Source organism: Streptomyces sp. NPDC029122 (assembly GCF_055569445.1).
The window spans coordinates 192,878-209,774 of the sequence record NZ_JBVHWK010000008.1; the positions used below are offsets into that span (position 1 = coordinate 192,878).

The 16,897-nt window shown below is 71.9% G+C and carries 13 protein-coding genes; 8 read left to right on the forward strand and 5 right to left on the reverse strand.

From position 1 onward, the window contains the following. Positions 1-26 precede the first annotated feature (26 nt). Complete coding sequence (locus tag ACZ4WZ_RS12955; RefSeq protein ID WP_467889025.1) at positions 27-1,091, forward strand: membrane dipeptidase; 1,065 nt, start codon at positions 27-29, stop codon at positions 1,089-1,091. On the opposite strand, the gene ACZ4WZ_RS12960 is transcribed toward ACZ4WZ_RS12955, so the two are convergent. Together ACZ4WZ_RS12960 and ACZ4WZ_RS12965 are read right to left on the reverse strand one after the other, a co-directional pair. Further along, positions 1,088-2,389: a glycosyltransferase 87 family protein gene (locus ACZ4WZ_RS12960; protein WP_467889027.1), complete on the reverse strand. Its 1,302-nt coding sequence runs from the start codon at positions 2,387-2,389 to the stop codon at positions 1,088-1,090. The genes ACZ4WZ_RS12955 and ACZ4WZ_RS12960 overlap by 4 nt on opposite strands. Positions 2,390-2,483: 94 nt before the next feature. After that, positions 2,484-3,827, reverse strand: coding sequence for a UDP-glucose dehydrogenase family protein (locus ACZ4WZ_RS12965; protein ID WP_467889028.1), 1,344 nt, complete (start codon positions 3,825-3,827; stop codon positions 2,484-2,486). Positions 3,828-4,066: 239 nt separating this feature from the next. Between ACZ4WZ_RS12965 and ACZ4WZ_RS12970 the strand changes: the two genes are divergently transcribed. From ACZ4WZ_RS12970 to ACZ4WZ_RS12980, 3 genes are all read left to right on the forward strand, one after another. Further along, the gene (locus ACZ4WZ_RS12970) at positions 4,067-5,224 is read left to right on the forward strand and encodes an acyl-CoA dehydrogenase family protein (protein ID WP_385764354.1); all 1,158 of its coding nucleotides are present in this window, start codon (positions 4,067-4,069) and stop codon (positions 5,222-5,224) included. A gap of 294 nt (positions 5,225-5,518) precedes the next feature. Beyond that, positions 5,519-6,601 (forward strand): mannose-1-phosphate guanylyltransferase, encoded by a 1,083-nt coding sequence (gene manB / locus ACZ4WZ_RS12975; protein WP_467889033.1) that lies wholly within the window; start codon positions 5,519-5,521, stop codon positions 6,599-6,601. Between the two features lie 113 nt (positions 6,602-6,714). After that, positions 6,715-7,431, forward strand: coding sequence for a polyprenol monophosphomannose synthase (locus ACZ4WZ_RS12980; protein WP_467889125.1), 717 nt, complete (start codon positions 6,715-6,717; stop codon positions 7,429-7,431). A 90-nt stretch (positions 7,432-7,521) separates the two neighbouring features. On the opposite strand, the gene ACZ4WZ_RS12985 is transcribed toward ACZ4WZ_RS12980, so the two are convergent. After that, the gene (locus ACZ4WZ_RS12985) at positions 7,522-8,850 is read right to left on the reverse strand and encodes an LCP family protein (protein WP_467889036.1); all 1,329 of its coding nucleotides are present in this window, start codon (positions 8,848-8,850) and stop codon (positions 7,522-7,524) included. Between the two features lie 107 nt (positions 8,851-8,957). On the opposite strand from ACZ4WZ_RS12985, the gene ACZ4WZ_RS12990 reads away from it, so the two are divergent. From ACZ4WZ_RS12990 to ACZ4WZ_RS13000, 3 genes are all read left to right on the forward strand, one after another. After that, a complete protein-coding gene (locus ACZ4WZ_RS12990; RefSeq protein ID WP_467889039.1) occupies positions 8,958-9,494 on the forward strand; it encodes an acyl-CoA thioesterase in 537 nt (178 codons plus the stop codon). A gap of 131 nt (positions 9,495-9,625) precedes the next feature. Beyond that, positions 9,626-10,798 (forward strand): acyltransferase family protein, encoded by a 1,173-nt coding sequence (locus ACZ4WZ_RS12995; RefSeq protein ID WP_467889041.1) that lies wholly within the window; start codon positions 9,626-9,628, stop codon positions 10,796-10,798. A 135-nt stretch (positions 10,799-10,933) separates the two neighbouring features. Continuing rightward, entirely contained in the window at positions 10,934-12,457 is a 1,524-nt protein-coding gene (locus ACZ4WZ_RS13000; protein ID WP_467889044.1) for a glycosyltransferase family 39 protein, read from the forward strand. 27 nt (positions 12,458-12,484) lie between these two features. On the opposite strand, the gene ACZ4WZ_RS13005 is transcribed toward ACZ4WZ_RS13000, so the two are convergent. Continuing rightward, a complete protein-coding gene (locus tag ACZ4WZ_RS13005; protein ID WP_467889047.1) occupies positions 12,485-13,981 on the reverse strand; it encodes an LCP family protein in 1,497 nt (498 codons plus the stop codon). Between the two features lie 196 nt (positions 13,982-14,177). On the opposite strand from ACZ4WZ_RS13005, the gene ACZ4WZ_RS13010 reads away from it, so the two are divergent. After that, positions 14,178-15,206, forward strand: coding sequence for a glycosyltransferase family 2 protein (locus tag ACZ4WZ_RS13010; protein ID WP_467889049.1), 1,029 nt, complete (start codon positions 14,178-14,180; stop codon positions 15,204-15,206). Positions 15,207-15,305: 99 nt separating this feature from the next. On the opposite strand, the gene ACZ4WZ_RS13015 is transcribed toward ACZ4WZ_RS13010, so the two are convergent. Next, positions 15,306-16,817 (reverse strand): LCP family protein, encoded by a 1,512-nt coding sequence (locus ACZ4WZ_RS13015; protein ID WP_467889053.1) that lies wholly within the window; start codon positions 16,815-16,817, stop codon positions 15,306-15,308. Between the last annotated feature and the right edge of the window lie 80 nt (positions 16,818-16,897).

A 16,897-nucleotide genomic window follows, 5' to 3' on the forward strand; every position in this document is an offset into this window, starting at 1 on the left:
CTGCCGCCGAGACCGGAGCCAACGCCATGGCCGACCTGCAGGATGAACCCCACTCCGTGGGCGTCGGAGCCGAAGACGTCCCCGCCCCCGCCGGCGCCGCCCTGGACCGGGCGGCCGCCCTGCTCGCCGACCACCCCGTCGCCGACGGGTGCAACACCCTCGTCTGGACCCTGCGCCAGAGCCCGTACCACGACATCGACACCCCCGACACCGGAGTCGACACCGACATCCCCCGGCTGCGCGCCGGAGGGGTCGGCGCCCAGTTCTGGACGCTGCTCGTGCCCCCGGGGCCGCCGCGCGCCGAGGACGCCGCCGCAGACCAGGTCGTCTCCGACACCCTCGAACAGATCGACGTGGCACGGTCCGTGATGCGCCGCTATGCCGACAGCCTGTGCCTCGCGCTCAGCGCCGACGACATGGCCGACGCCCGCAACCGGGGCCTGATCGCCTCGTTCCTGGGCCCCGTCCCCGGCAGCACCCTCACCGATTCCCTCGGTGCGCTGCGGGCCTTCCACGCACTGGGCGTCCGCATCCTCGCGCCCGCGGGCGCCCCCTGGGCCGAGGAGGGCCTGACGGCCTTCGGCCACGAGGTGGTCAAGGAGGTGAACCGGCTGGCGATGCTGCTCGACCTGACGGGCTGCCCGCCGGCCGCCGCCTGCCAGCTCGCCGCGGCCTCCAAGGCGCCGGTCATCGTCTCGAACACGGGGGCGGCCGCCCTCAACCCGCATCCGGGGAACGTCACCGACGAGGTACTGCTCGCCCTGCGGGCGGCGAACGGCCTGGCGATGGTCACCTTCGACACCGCCCGGACCGGGGACTCCCTGCACGCCGTCGCCGACCACCTGGAGCACGTACGGGCGATCGCGGGCCCCGAGGGCGTCGGACTCGGCGCGGCCTTCGGCGCCGAGCGGGGCGGCCCCCGCCCCGCGGGCCTCACCGACCCCTCGGGCTACCCGCACCTGATCGCGGAACTGCTGGAACGGGGCTGGCCGGAAGCCGACATCGCCCTGCTCACCTGGGGCAACGCCCAGCGCGTCCTGCGCGACGCGGAGTTCACGGCCCGCGCCGCACAGCGCCGCAGGACTCCCTAGGCGGAGCGGGCGGCCAGGGCCTGTTCCGGCAGGACGGTCGCCTTCCACAGCCGGACGCCGGACCACACCGTGGCGTAGAGCAGCAGGCCGTTGCGCGTGCACAGCAGGACCGTGCCGAGCGTGGTGCCGGCGAGGATGTCCGTGCCGTACAGGACGGGGAAGATCAGCGTGGTCAGCGGGTTGGCGGCGACGAGCAGCCAGGCGACCGGACGCTGGGTGGTGTGCCTGGAGGTCAGGCAGACGGCGGCCAGACCGAGCAGCCAGATCATGTACTGCGGGCTGATGACACGGCTGGTGACGGTGAAGACCATGATCGCGAAGAGCGCGGCGTCGAAGGGCGTCGCGCTCGACCAGTGGTTGGCCCTGACCCGCCACAGCAGGAGCAGCAGGAACCCGGCCACCGTCAGGGCGAGCGAGGCCCGCGCGATGCCCGGCACGTACGGGCCGACGTACTCGAAGGCGCCGTACTGGTAGTCGATCTCCCCGGGCCACAGGTCCAGCAGGCGGGCCGCCATCAGCACCGATCCGCCGAGGGACTCGATCTGCACCCCGCGGTCGCCCTGGTTGCCGAGGAAGCCGAGCGTGTCGCGGAACAGTGCCGCGAAGACGGCGAGCAGCGCCGCGCAGGACAGCGCCGCCGCGACGAGCGCCTCCCGCGTCGACCTGCCGCGGGGGGTGCCGAGCAGGGTCAGCAGCGGCCACACCTTGACCATCGCGCCGATGCCGGCGATGACCCCGCCGAGCACGGGGCGGCGGCCCAGGGCGAGCAGCGCGAAGACCGCGAGCAGGGTGACCTGGATGTCGTAGCGGGCGAACGGGGTCGCCATCATCATCGGCAGGGTCACCAGCCACACCAGGGCCCCGGCCATGCTGCCGTCGCTCCTGCGCGCCGCCCGGACGAGGCCCAGCAGGACCACGCCGTCGCACAGCGCCGTCAGGGCGACGAAGGCCTGGAAGTAGGTGAGGAACGGCAGCAGGTCGGGGGAGAGGAAGATCGCCGCGGCCGCCGGCGGGTACTGCCACATGATGTCGTTCTGCGGCAGCGTCCACGTGACGAGGACGTCGTACCAGTTGTGGTAGGTCGCGGTGACCTCCACCCGTACGACGTTCGAGCTGAAGAAGTCGTTGACGAGCATCCAGAGCATCGCCGCCCGGCTGGCCAGCCAGAAACCGGCGATGCCGAGCAGGGCGCCGCGTCCGCGCAGGGCCGCTTCGAAGGACCCCCGCCGGTGGTGCGCGGCGGGCGTCGCCGTCGCGGGTGCGGCGAGGCCGGCCGGGGGGCTGCTGGTCGTGGACATCGGGCCGCAGTCTACCCAGGCGCCCGTACGGCCTCCTTGACCGAGATCCGCACGACCGGGCGTCCCCGCACGGCCCCCCGCCGCCCGGAATCCCTCAGGCGTGCGGGCGCCCCATCGCCCGGTACGTCCAGCCGGCCGCGCGCCAGCGCACGGGGTCGAGCGCGTTGCGCCCGTCGAGGACGAGGCGGTCGGTGACCACCGAGCCGAGCGCGGCGGGGTCCAGCTCGCGGAACTCCCGCCACTCGGTGAGGTGCAGGACGACCTCGGCGCCGCGGGCCGCCTCGAGCGCGGAGTCCGCGTAGCCGAGGGTGGGGAAGACGCGGCGGGCGTTGCCCATGCCCTTGGGGTCGTAGACGGTGACCTGGCCGCCCTGGAGGTGGATCTGCCCGGCGACGTTGAGCGCGGGGGAGTCGCGGACGTCGTCGGAGTCGGGCTTGAAGGTGGCGCCGAGGACGGCGACCCGCTTGCCGAGGAAGGAGCCGCCGACGGCCTCCCGCGCCAGCTCGACCATGTGACCGCGGCGGCGCATGTTGATGGAGTCGACCTCCCGGAGGAAGGTCAGTGCCTGATCGGCGCCGAGCTCGCCGGCGCGGGCCATGAAGGCGCGGATGTCCTTGGGCAGGCAGCCGCCGCCGAAGCCGATCCCGGCGCGCAGGAACTTCGAGCCGATCCGCTCGTCGTAGCCGATGGCCTCCGCCAGCTTCACCACGTCACCGCCGGCGGCCTCGCAGACCTCCGCCATGGCGTTGATAAAGGAGATCTTGGTCGCCAGGAACGAGTTGGCGGCGGTCTTCACCAGCTCGGCGGTCGGGAAGTCGGTGACCACCAGCGGGGTGCCCTCGGACATCGGGGTCTCGTACACCTCGCGCAGCAGCTTCTCGCCGCGCTCGCCCCGGACGCCGATGACGATCCGGTCCGGGTGCAGGGTGTCCTGCACGGCGAAGCCCTCGCGCAGGAACTCCGGGTTCCACGCCAGCTCCACGTCCGCACCCGCCGGGGCCAGCGCCAACAGCTTCGCGGCGAGCCGGTCCGCCGAGCCCACGGGCACCGTCGACTTGCCGACCACCAGCGCGGAGCGGGTCAGGTGCGGAGCCAGCGACTCCAGCGCCGAGTCCACGTACGACATGTCACAGGCGTACTCGCCGTGCTTCTGCGGGGTGTTCACGCAGACGAAGTGGACGTCGCCGAACTCCCCGACCTCCTCCCACGACTGCGTGAAACGCAGCCGCCCGCTGGACCCCGGCAGGCCCGCCACGTGCCGCGCGAGCAGCTCTTCCAGCCCCGGCTCGTACATGGGGACGCGGCCGGCGGCCAGCATCTCGATCTTCTCCGGGACCACGTCCAGTCCCAGCACCTCGAAGCCGAGCTCCGCCATGGCCGCGGCGTGGGTGGCGCCGAGGTAGCCGGTGCCGATCACGGTGATCTTGAGGGGGGCCATGGATGCTCCAGAGGTGCGGGGCCGTTTGCGGCCCCGAGCATAGTCGGGCCGGTCCGGGGGGACGTTCCCCCGAGGACCCGGCTGTCACGCAGCTCACGTACGTGCCGCATATCGCTGCGTGGGCGCCGGGAACTAGAATTTGGGTTACTTAACGGTAGTTAGCATCCCGCGCCAAGGGCACGACAGCGACACACCGCTGTCTGCGTTCCACGGCGCGTCACCCTGGGGAGTGAGAGATCTTGGCGGGTTCTGCCGACTTCGACCTGTACCGCCCGGCCGAGGAGCACGACATGCTCCGCGAGTCGGTCCGCGCGCTCTGCGAGGCGAAGATCCTCCCGTTCGCGGCCGCGGTCGACGAGGAGGCCCGATTCCCGCAGGAGGCCCTCGACGCCCTGGTCGCCAACGACCTGCACGCCGTCCACGTGCCCGAGACCTACGGCGGCGCCGGCGCCGACGCCCTGGCCACCGTCATCGTGATCGAGGAAGTGGCCCGCGTCTGCGCCTCCTCCTCCCTCATCCCGGCCGTGAACAAGCTCGGCTCGCTCCCGGTGATCCTCTCCGGTTCCGAGGAGCTCAAGGCCAAGTACCTCGGCCCGCTCGCCAAGGGCGACGCCATGTTCTCGTACTGCCTCTCCGAGCCCGACGCGGGCTCCGACGCGGCCGGCATGAAGACCCGCGCGGTGCGCGACGGCGACTTCTGGGTCCTCAACGGGGTCAAGCGCTGGATCACCAACGCCGGTGTCTCCGACTACTACACGGTCATGGCCGTCACCGACCCGGAGAAGCGCTCCAAGGGCATCTCGGCCTTCGTGGTCGAGAAGTCCGACGAGGGCGTCTCCTTCGGCGCCCCGGAGAAGAAGCTCGGCATCAAGGGCTCCCCGACGCGCGAGGTCTACCTCGACAACGTCCGCATCCCGGCCGACCGCATGATCGGCGCCGAGGGCACCGGCTTCGCCACCGCGATGAAGACCCTCGACCACACCCGCATCACCATCGCCGCCCAGGCCCTCGGCATCGCCCAGGGCGCCCTGGACTACGCCAAGGGCTACGTCCAGGAGCGCAAGCAGTTCGGCAAGCCGATCGGCGACTTCCAGGGCGTCCAGTTCATGCTCGCGGACATGGCCATGAAGATCGAGGCCGCCCGCCAGCTGACCTACGCGGCCGCCGCCAAGTCGGAGCGCGTCGACGGCGACCTGACCTTCTTCGGCGCCGCGGCCAAGTGCTTCGCCTCCGACGTCGCGATGGAGGTCACCACGGACGCCGTCCAGCTCCTCGGCGGCTACGGCTACACCCGTGACTACCCGGTCGAGCGCATGATGCGCGACGCCAAGATCACGCAGATCTACGAAGGCACGAACCAGGTCCAGCGCATCGTCATGGCCAGGAACCTGCCGTAACGGCGCCCGGCCCGCAGCCATGTGAAAGGCCCCCGCGTCCGCCGGGGGCCTTTCCGCATGTCCCCTCCTTTGTAACGATTCCGATCCATCGGGCAGCGGATCTGCCGCGCCCGGCTCCGGACGCCGCTCATGAAGAGGGGACGGCGGGACACCGCGCATGCGCAGAGTGAGGAACCCGCCGTAACCGGAACGTTGCCGGAGGCGGCCCGCACGGCCCGCCTCCGGGCTTCGCACCGCCCGGGATGGGCTAACTTTGAAGCTTCGTACGCCCGAACCGGTTGGGGAGAGAACAAAATGACGGAAGCGATCCTGCTGGTCGGCGGGCAGGGGACGCGACTGCGCCCCGTGACGGTGAACACCCCCAAGCCGATGGTTCCGGCAGCGGGCGTCCCGTTCCTCGCCCACCAGATAGCCAGGGCCGCAGCCGCCGGTGTCACGCACATCGTGATGGCCACCTGCTACCTCGCCGAGGTCTTCGAGCCGTACTTCGGCGACGGTTCCGACTTCGGCATCACCCTCGAGTACGTCGTCGAGGACGAGCCGCTGGGTACGGGCGGCGCCATCCGCAACGCCGCCGAGCGTCTGACGGGCGGTCCGGACTCCCCGGTCCTCGTGTTCAACGGCGACATCCTCACCGGTCTCGACATCGCCGGCCTGGTCGAGTCCCACCGGGCGGCCGACGCCGACGTCTCCCTGCACCTCGTACGCGTCGAGGACCCGCGCGCCTTCGGCCTGGTCCCCACCGACGCCGACGGGCGGGTGCTGGCCTTCACCGAGAAGCCGGAGACTCCCGAGGAGATCATCACCGACCAGATCAACGCCGGCTGCTACGTCTTCCGCCGCAGCGTGATCGACTCCATCCCGGCCGGCCGATCGGTATCCGTCGAGCGCGAGACCTTCCCCGGTCTGCTCGCCTCCGGTGCCAAGCTCCACGGCGTCACCGAGGACACCTACTGGCTGGACCTCGGCAAGCCCGAGTCCTTCGTCCAGGCCTCCGCCGACCTCGTGCGCGGAGTCGTGGCCTCCCCGGCCGTCCCCGGACCGCGCGGCGAGGCCCTCGTGCTCCCCGGTGCCGAGGTGGCGGAAGACGCCAAGCTCTCGGGCGGTACCGTTGTGGGTGCCGGCGCCCGGATCGAATCGGGTGCTGTCGTCCAGGGCTCCATCGTGCTGGACGGCGCGATCCTCGGCGCGGACACGGTGGTGAGCGCCAGCCTCATCGGCGCGGGCGCTTCGGTGGGTACGCGCACGGTCGTGACGGGCGCGGTCATCGGCGACGGTGCCGTCGTGGGGGCTGACAACGAACTTCGCGCAGGGGTGCGGGTGTGGTGCGAGGCTGAACTGCCCGACGCCGCCGTCCGCTTCTCCTCCGACCGGTGACCAACTTCAGTGAGGCACAACCTGTGATAGGCGAGCAGCAGACTCCCCGCGCGACGGACGTCGCAACCACGAAGCTCCCCGACGCCTGGGCGGACACGCCGCTCACCGTGGTCATGCCCACCTACAACGAGGCGGGCAACCTGCCGGGCATGGTGGAGCTGCTCATGGGTCTCGAGCAGCCGGGCCTGCGGCTGCTGGTCGTCGACGACTCCTCGCCCGACGGCACCGGCAAGATCGCCGACGAGCTCGCCGAGGGCTTCGTCACCGAGGACGGCAAGCCCCGCATGTCGGTCCTGCACCGCACCGCCAAGGACGGCCTCGGCCGTGCCTACGCGGCCGGCATGGCCAAGGCCGTCGAGGACGGCGCCGAGTACGTGCTCCAGATGGACGCGGACGGCTCCCACCCGGCCGGCAAGATCGCCGAGATGCTGGGCGTCGCCCGCTCCACCGGCGCCGGTCTCGTCGTCGGCTCCCGCTACGTGCCGGGCGGCACCCTCTCCGACGCCTGGGGCGCGCACCGCAAGCTGCTCTCCCGCTGGGCCAACGCGTACGCGAGCACCATCCTCGGCACCCGGGTCCGCGACATCACCGGCGGCTTCAACCTGTGGAGCGCCCCCGCGCTGAAGGCGATCGACCTGGCGTCGATCGGCAGTGCCGGCTACAGCTTCCAGGTGGAGATGAAGTACAAGGCCCTGCGCCGCGGCTTCCGGGTGATGGAGGTCCCGATCCACTTCGAGGACCGCACCGTCGGCGAGTCCAAGATGAACCTGGCCGTCCAGCTGGAGTCCATCGCCATGCCGTGGAAGCTCCGCGCCCGCGCCGGCAAGTAGCAGCACGCGAGGAGGAGGGGCGCCCCGACGGGGGCGCCCCTCCTCCTTCTTCGTCCACAGGGCCCTCAGCGGCCGGATCCCACGGCCGGGTCACTGGCCCCTGACGGTCACCTTCTGGTCGTTCTGGATCTCCTTGACCAGCTGCTGCACCTTCGCCTTGTCCCAGACGAGGTTGCCGCCCCGCTGGCCGGAGATCGGCATGTTCATCGACACGCCGTCACCGCCGCTGATGCCCTTCATCGCGAAGAACATCTGCCCCATGTCCCACAGCCCCATCTCCTTGTCCACGATCAGCGTGTCCAGGCCGGCGCCCAGGACGGGGTAGAGGGAGAAGGGGTTGAGGACCGTGCCCGGGGTGGCGGCCTGGCTCGCGAGCGCGGAGAGGAACTTCTGCTGGTTCTTCGTCCGCTGGAGGTCCGACTCGGCGAAGGCGTACCGGGTGCGTACGAAGGCCAGGGACTGCTCGCCGTTCAGGGTCTGGCGGCCCGCCTTGAAGTCGGCTCCCGACTTGTCGTCCTTGAAGGCCTGTTCGATGTCCAGCTCGACCCCGCCGAGCGCGTCCACGATGTTCGCGAAACCGGCGAAGCCGATCTCGGCGTAGTGGTCGATGCGCAGGCCGGTGTTGAATTCCACCGTCCGCACCAGCAGCTCGGGCCCGTCCTCCGCGTACGCGGCGTTCAGCTTGACCCGGCGCCCCTGCGAGGGGAACTTCTTGCCCGACTGGGAGCCGACGAAGGAGGGGATCTCCACGTCCGAGTCACGGGGCAGGGAGATCATCGTGTTCCCGCTGGAGCACTTCGCCAGGATCATCATCGAGTCGGTCCGCTTGCCGTCGGCCGAGCCCGTGTGGAGCTTCTTCTTCTCCTCGTCGGACATCCCCTCGCGGCTGTCGGAGCCCACGATCAGGTACGTGGTGCAGTCGCCCTCCTTCGGGCGCTCGATGACCTTCGACAGGTCGACCTCGCGGCGGACCTGGGAGTCCGCCCAGAAGTAGGTGCCGATCCCGGTCACGAGCAGGACGGAGACCACCCCGATCGAGCCGATCTTGATCCGCTTGCGCCAGTCCGGGGCGGGCCCCTGCGGACGGCCGGGACCGCCCGGCGGACGCTGTCCCGGACCGCCGGGGCCGGCGGGGCGGCCGTAGACCTGCCCGGTGTTGTACCCGCTGTCGTACGCGGCGTCGGGGCCCTGCGCCTGCTGCGGCGGCACCCCGCGCCCCGGACGGGCGCCCGGCGGCGGGGCCTGCGGCGGGACCGGCGGCCGCGCCGGGCGCTGCGGCTGCCGCTGCTGGGGCTGCCGCTGGACGTGGCGCATCCGCTGCGCCCCCTCCGGCTGCGGCTGCCCGCTGCCGCGCCCGTACCCGTCATCGCGGCGGCCTCGCGCGTCGCGCTCGCCGTTCCACCCGTCCCAGTCACTCATGCGGACAAGGATGCCTGGCCGGGAGCGCCGCACGACACCCCGGCCCGGTCTTCGTACCGGGGCTGTTGCACACCTGATGCCTCCGGGACGCACTTTAAGGTGGCTGTATGACACAGATACCGGAGGCACCCGAGGGCAAGCCGATCTCGGCGTCCCGGACCACCCTCAGCCACATCATGACCGCCAACGACACCAACCTCCTGGGCACCGTGCACGGCGGCGTGATCATGAAGCTGGTGGACGACGCGGCGGGCGCCGTGGCCGGACGCCACTCCGGCGGGCCCGCCGTCACCGCGTCCATGGACGAGATGGCCTTCCTGGCCCCCGTCCGCGTCGGCGACCTGGTGCACGTCCGGGCGCAGGTCAACTGGACGGGCCGCTCCTCGATGGAGATCGGCGTACGGGTCCTCGCGGAGCGGTGGAACGAGTCCACCCCCGCCACCCAGGTCGGCAGCGCCTACCTCGTCTTCACGGCGGTGGACTCCGACGGCAAGCCCCGCCCGGTCCCGCCCGTGATCCCGGAGACCGAGCAGGACGAACGCCGCTACCAGGAGGCCCAGATCCGCCGCACCCACCGGCTCGCCCGCCGCCAGGCGATCACCGAGCTGCGCGAACGCCGGGCGGCCGAGGGGCTCGACGACTGACGCCCGTGCGGGGCGGCGGGCACTGAACGGCCATCAGGGCGGCGTCCGCGCCCGAACACCCCCTAGAGTGTCGGGCGACGACCGGGGGGCGTCGGATTCCCAGCCGGACACTTCGTGGAGCTGTTCCCCTCATGACGACGTCTGCCGCACAAGTCCCCGTACTGCTCGACGCCATACCGCAGCAGAAGGAACAGGGGGGCGAGAGCCGTGCGCGCCGCCCCCGCCTGTACGTCCTTGACGCGCTGCGCCTCATGGCCGCGCTGGCCGTGGTGGCCTTCCACTGGACCGGCGTCAACCTCCACCCGGAGGTGTGGGGACAGAAGCCCGAGGCGCTGATGCCGACCGTCAACGGCATCACCGCGTACGGCTGGATGGGAGTCCAGCTCTTCTTCCTGATCAGCGGTTTCGTCATCTGCATGTCGTGCTGGGGCCGTTCCCCGCGCGAGTACTTCATCTCCCGTGTCGTGCGGCTCTACCCCGGCTACTGGTTCGCCGTCATCGCCACCGCCCTCGTGGTGAACTTCGCCGCCACGGTGCGGGCCGCCCGCAAGCCCCTGAGCTTCAGCGAACTGCTGGCCAACCTCACGATGCTGCAGAAGCCCCTGTGGGTGCCCGACGCGGACGGCGTCTACTGGACCCTGTGGGTCGAGCTCCGCTTCTACCTGCTCTTCGCCGTCCTCGCCGTCATGGGCCTCACCTACCGCCGGGTCCTGGCGTTCTGCGGGATCTGGACGATCCTGGCCGTGATCGCCCCGTACACGCAGCTCGGCCTGATGGACCTGCTGTTCCTGCCGAACGACGCCCCGTACTTCATCGCGGGCGTGGCCATGTACCTGATCTACCGGTTCGGTGCGAACCCGCTGCTGATCGCGGTCGTCGCCTTCTCCTGGCTGATCGCGCAGAACCGGCTGCACGTCACCGTGGGGGCCTACCGGCACGAGGTGGGTCACGCCCTGTCGTGGCCGGTCGCCGCCACCGTCACGGCCGTGTTCTTCCTGGTGATGCTGGCCGCCGCGACGGGCGCCTTCAACAGGATCCAGTGGAAGTGGCTCACGGTCGCCGGCGCCCTCACCTACCCCCTGTACCTGCTCCACCAGGAAATCGGCTGGGCGCTGATCCGGTGGGGCCGCGACCACGGGCTCGCGCCGTTCCCCCTGCTCGCGATGTGCCTGGCGGCGATCCTGCTGCTCTCCTGGCTGGTCCACCGTTTCGTCGAGCGCCCCGGGTCGGCATGGCTCAAGCGGATGCTGGAGAGCGGGAAGTTCTCGCTGCCGAGGACGGACCCGGCGGTCCGGTCCCGCTGACGGCGCCCGCCGGGGCCGACGGGATTGGGTGGGGCCCCGGGCCGCCACGTACCCTGTGACGTCGAGCGAGGCCCGGAAAGCCCCTTCGCCGAAGCCACCCCCTCAGCCGATCCGACGGATCCGGAAGGTACGAGCATGACCAGCAGCAGTACGGCGACCGAGGCCGCGGCAGGCTCCGGCCGTCCCGTGCCGGGCGGGGGCACGAGCGGCCGGGAGGTCACGCGCGCCGCCCGTCCGGCCCGCTACGACTGGCTGTGGGCCGCCCTGCTGACCCTTGCCGTCGGTGCCTTCGGGAGCGGGCGGGCGCAGCCCTGGCGGGACGAGCTGGCCAGCTGGAACGCCGCCACGCGCGGCACCGGCGACCTGGTCGACATGCTGGGCCACGTGGACGCCGTCTCGGGCCTCTACTACCTGCTGCTGCACGGCTGGATATCCGTCTTCGGGGATTCGGTCGAGATGCTCAGGCTTCCGTCGGCGCTGGCCATGGCCGGGGCCGCCGCCTTCGCCGTACTGACGGCCCGTAAGCTCTTCGACCGCCGGACGGCCGTGTTCGCCGGTCTGCTCTTCGCGTTCGTGCCGGCCGTCGCCCGGTACGGCCAGGAGGCGCGGTCGTACGCCTTCGTCGTGCTGGCGGTCAGCGCCGCGACCTGGCTGCTGCTGCGGGCGCTGGAGCGGCCGGTCCCGCGGCGCTGGGCGCCGTACGCCGTCGCGGTGTCGGCGGCCGGGCTGTTCCACGTGGTGTCGCTGCTCTTCCTGCTGCCGCACGCCCTGATCGTGCTGCTGCGCTGGTGGCAGGAGCGGCGGGGGCGCACCGTCGTCGCGTTCGCGGTGACCGCGGCGCTCGCCCTGGTCCCGGTGGTCCCGCTGGTGCTGCTGGGGCAGCGCCAGGTGGGCCGCCAGATCAGCTGGATCAAGACCCCGCACCTGCGGAGCGTCGCCGACCTCTGGAACAACCTCTTCGGTTCCCCGACGATCGGCCTCGCCATCGCCGCGGTGGCGCTGCTCCCGCTCGCCTGGAGCCGGGGCCGGCGGCCCGCGGCGGAACTCCTCCTGACCGGGGCGGCCCCGATCGGGGCGGCCTGGGTGGTCTCGCAGGGCAGCACCTCGTACTTCATGGACCGCTACCTGCTCTTCACCCTGCCCGCCTGGGTGGTGCTGGCGGCCGCCGGGCTGGCCGCGCTGCGGCCGGCGCGGGCCGGGTCGCTCGCCCTGGCCGCGCTGATCCTGCTCGGCCTTCCCGACCAGCGCCAGATGCGGACCGAGTGGGCCAGGGTCGGCCTGGACGGCGAGGCGGCGGCGCGGGTCATCGCCCAGGGCTACCGGCCGGGGGACGGGTTCGTGCCGGTGCGCGGCGCGGACCGCGTGTTCATGATCGACTTCCAGGTGGAGTACTTCCTGCCGCAGAGCGTCCAGCTGAGGGACGTCTTCGCGGAGCGCTCGGCGCTGGCCAGCGACGACCTGTTCCCGCAGGAGTGCGCCCAGCCCGTGCGGTGCCTCGGCTCCACCCAGCGGGTGTGGGTGGTGACCTGGAGCGGCACGAAGGACCCGTACCACAAGCTCCCCGAGGAGCAGGCCGAGGCGCTGGAGCGCCACTACCGGGTGGCCGAGAGCAAGACGGTGCGCGGCCTGAGCGTCTCCCTGCTGGAGCGGGTCCGCTAGGGAAGGTGTCCGGGTGTCCGGCGGGCCTCAGGGGCCGCACACCACCTGGTCGCCGGTGACCGCCTGCGCCTCCCCGCCCTGGTAGGGGTCCTCGCCGCGCACCGGCACCACCTTGCGGTACTCCGAGCCGGCCGTCACCAGCACCGTGCGGCCCTGCCCGGCGACGGCGCGCAGCTCGCTGCCCGGCAGTGCCGCCGCCACGGTGCGGGCGGAGCGGTCCCAGCGCGGGTCGTACGCGATCACCGTGCGCCGGACGTCGCGGCTGGCGGCGTTGCCGGGGGCGCGGGTGGTGTCGAAGCCGGTGGCGCGCAGGGCTTCGTCCACCCGGCCGCCGAGCCCGTCGATCCGGGTCCCGTTCTCCACCTGGACCCTGATCTGCTGCGGGGGCACGTCCACCGGCACGGCGGCGGGCCGCTGCTGTCCGCCGCCGGGACCGGGCCGGGCCGGGGCGAGCGGCCGGTCCTGGCGCAGCGACTCGAAGAGCCGGGCGGCCTTCGGCCCGTCCCACTTGACCGTCGAGCCGATGCCCTTGACCCGGTACGAGGGGTCCCCGACCGGTACCGAGGCGAACTCGGACGAGGCGGGCGTGAAGTCCCGCATGGCCTGCCCCAGCGCCAGCATCTGCTCCGAACCGAAGCCCCGGTCGGCCCGGACCGAACCCAGCAGGGTGGAGCTGACCTCCTTGAACTTCACCGGGTTCAGCAGCACCCCGCCCCCGGTGGCCTGTTTGATCAGGGCGGCGACGAAGCGCTGCTGGCGCTGCATGCGGCCCAGGTCGGAGGCTCCGTCGACATGGCGGGAGCGTACGTACCGCAGGGCCTGGCCGCCGGTGAGCCGGTGGCTGCCGGGCCGCAGGTCCAGGCCGGTGTTCTGGTCGTGCAGGGCCTTGGCGGTGCAGATCTCCACTCCGCCCATCGCGTCGACGGTCTTCATGAAGCTGGTGAAGTCGACCTCCAGATAGTGGTCGATCTTGACCCGGGTCATGTTCTCCACGGTGCGCACGGTCAGGTTCGGCCCGCCCTCCGCGTAGGCCGCGTTGAGTTTGACGGGGTGCGGCCGGTGCGGTTTGCCGGTCACCGGGTCGCGGTGCGCGGGCAGCTCGGCGTAGCTGTCGCGGGGCAGGCTCACCACGCTGGCCCGCTCCCGGTCGGCGGACAGGTGCACCAGCATGATCGTGTCCGTGCAGTGGCAGGGCGCGCCGCCGAGCCGGTACTCGTGCTTCTCCTCGGGGCCGAGCTTGTCCCGGCCGTCGGTGCCGACGAGCAGGAAGTTCAGCCCGTGTCCGGCCTGCGGGCGGTTCTTCATGTCCTTGAAGGGGTCGACCCGTTCGATCCCGGTGTCCAGGCCCGTCATCACGGCGTGCCCCACCGCCCCCGACCCCAGGACCAGCAGCGACAGCCCGGCCGCGATCCGCACGCCCCACCGGGGCCGGCCGTCCCGGTGCCGGCCCCGACGGCCGCCGCTCCGCGCACGCTGCGGCCGGGAGGGCCTGGCGGTTGGGGTGGGACGGTGCGGCTGGGGCACGGTGGACACCTCCGCGGGGACAGCACGGGGACGGAGCCGGCGGTTCGCTCACGGTGCGGACCGGCCGGCACTTCGGGCAGATTCGTCAGAACAGTAGGCCCATACGATCAGCCGCTGTCCGTACCGCTCGTCCGCCGCGCACCCGTTTCCCCCGTACGCGGTAACGTGACACCGGTACCCGATCGTGAAGGACGACATGCCCGCCCAGCAGCCCGCAGTCTCGGTGATCATGCCGGTGCTCAACGAGGAGCGCCACCTGCGTGACTCCGTCCGGCACATCCTCGGACAGGAGTACGCGGGGGAGATGGAGGTGGTGATCGCGCTCGGGCCGTCCACGGACCGCACCGACGAGATCGCCGCCGAGCTCGTACGGGAAGACCCCCGCGTGCACACCGTCCCCAGCCCCACCGGACGGACCCCCGCCGCGCTCAACGCCGCGATCAAGGCCTCGCGCCACCCGATCGTCGTCCGCGTCGACGGCCACGGCATGCTCTCCCCGAACTACATCGCCACCGCCGTCCGGCTCCTGGAGGAGACGGGCGCGCAGAACGTCGGCGGCATCATGCACGCCGAGGGCGAGAACGCCTGGGAGGACGCCGTCGCCGCCGCGATGACGTCGAGGATCGGCGTCGGCAACGCGGCCTTCCACACCGGCGGCCAGGCCGGCCCGGCCGAGACCGTCTACCTCGGCGTCTTCCGCCGCGAGGCCCTCGAACAGCAGGGCGGTTACAACGAGGAGTTCATGCGCGCCCAGGACTGGGAGCTGAACTTCCGCATCCGCGAGGCCGGCGGGCTCATCTGGTTCTCGCCCGAGCTGAAGGTCCAGTACCGTCCGCGGCCCTCCGTACGGGCGCTGGCCAAGCAGTACAAGGACTACGGCCGCTGGCGCCACGTGGTGGCCCGTTACCACTCGGGCTCCATCAACCTGCGCTACCTGGCGCCGCCGACCGCCGTCTGCGCCATCGCGGCCGGTGTCGTGGCGGGCGTGGCCGTCACCCCGTGGGCCTTCGCCGTGCCGGCCGGCTACCTGGCGGCGATCACCGCCGGCTCCGTCCCGGCGGGCAAGGGGCTCCCGCTGAAGGCCCGGGTGCGGATTCCCGTCGCCCTCGCCACCATGCACATGTGCTGGGGCTTCGGTTTCCTCACCAGCCCGCGCTCGCTGGCCCGCAAGGTCATCGCGAGCCGCCGCCCGTCGGTCCCCGGCCGGGACCGCGCGCAGGTCTGACGCCGCCGGCCCCTCCCCGTCGACGGGGCCGGGCACGGCGCGAAGGGGTGACCCGGTCCGTACGGACGGGGTCACCCCTTCGCGTTCGGCCGGACCCGCTCACCAGCGGTACGGCTTGTATACCTCCATGCAGGCCCCGGTGTCCGAACCGTTGAGGGCGTCGGCCGTGTCCGGCACGGAACCGGCCTCCGGCGGCGCCTGCTGCGGGTAGACGGCGCCGTCGCGCCAGTCGGCGCCCACCACGAGGGTGATCCGGGAGACGTCGGCCGACTGCTGCACGGCGGTGCCCGGAACGCCCATGGCCGCCGCCACGGTCTGCGCCTCGTCGGCCAGGTCGGGGGTCGGGTAGCGCACGACGGTGGTCTTCTCCGGGGTCAGCGCGCTGTCCGCCCGGGCCCCGGTGAAGCCCTTGGAGACCAGGGCCTCCGCCACCACGTTCGCCCGCCGCGGCGCCAGCGGCATCTTCTCGACGGCGGTGCCGTTGACGACGTTGACCTGGATCCTGTCGGGGGCGGTCGCCGGAGCCGTGGACGGCTCGTGGCCCGGCTGCGCGGGCTGCGAGGTGCCCGGGGCGGGTGTGGACGGCGAGGCCGCGGCGGAGGGGCTCTGCGGAGCGGTCGGAGCGCCGTTCTTGTCGAAGGGCACGTCCTTGCGGAGCATCGTCCACAGCTTGTCGGCGTCCGTCGGGTTCACGATGAGCCGGTCCCGGTCCGCGGGGTCCTGGAAGGTCGGCATCGTCGTCATCGTGATGCGGTTGGTCGGCACGTCCTTGAGCTGCATGGCCAGGTTGTAGAGCTTCTTGACCGAGCCGATCTCCTCGGAGACCTCCAGGGCCTTGGTGCCCGCCTCGGCCAGGGCCGTGATCCGGCCGACGTCGGTGAAGGCGTTCTGGCCCTTGAGCTCGCGCATCATCGAGTTCATGTACATGTGCTGGGCCTGCGCCCGGCCCAGGTCGCTGCTGAACGCGTGCCGGGTGCGCAGCCACTGGAGGGCCTGCTCGCCCTTGATCCGGGTCGTGCCCTTCTCGAGCTTGAGGCCGGAGCCGCCGCCGGAGGTGGCTAGCGGCCGGTCCCAGACGTTGTCCTTGACGCAGACCGGGACGCCGCCGACCGCGTCCGCCATCTGCACCACACCGGAGAAGTCGATCATCATCCAGTGGTCGATGTAGACGTTCGTCAGCTTCTCCCACGTGGCCAGCGTGCAGCCGGGGCCGCCGCGGCCGAGCGACTCGTTGATCATCGCCCTGGTCTTCTTGAACTTCTCGCCGCTCTTCGGGTCCGTGCACTCGGGTATCTCGACCCGGGTGTCGCGCGGGATGCTCACCACGGAGGCGTTCTCCCGGTCGGCCGATACGTGCAACAGCATCTGCACGTCCGCGAGCGGCGGGTTCCCCACGGTGTCGCGGCTGCCGCCGAGTTCGACGTTCTCCGGCTTGTTGCGGCTGTCCGAGCCGATCAACAGGATGTTCAGCGGGCGCTGGCCCTTGGCGTTGGCGTGGGTCTTCTCCACGCCGCTCTCTCCGCTCAGGCGCTGCCCGCTGCGGATGTTGCCGTCGAGATGACGGTAGTAGAGGTACCCGGCCGCCGACGTTCCCAGGATCAGGAACGCCATGACGGACGCCACCCAGAACAGCACCCGGCGGCGCCGCCGCCGGACCGGAAGCCCACCCGCCGGAGGCCGGGCCGTACCCG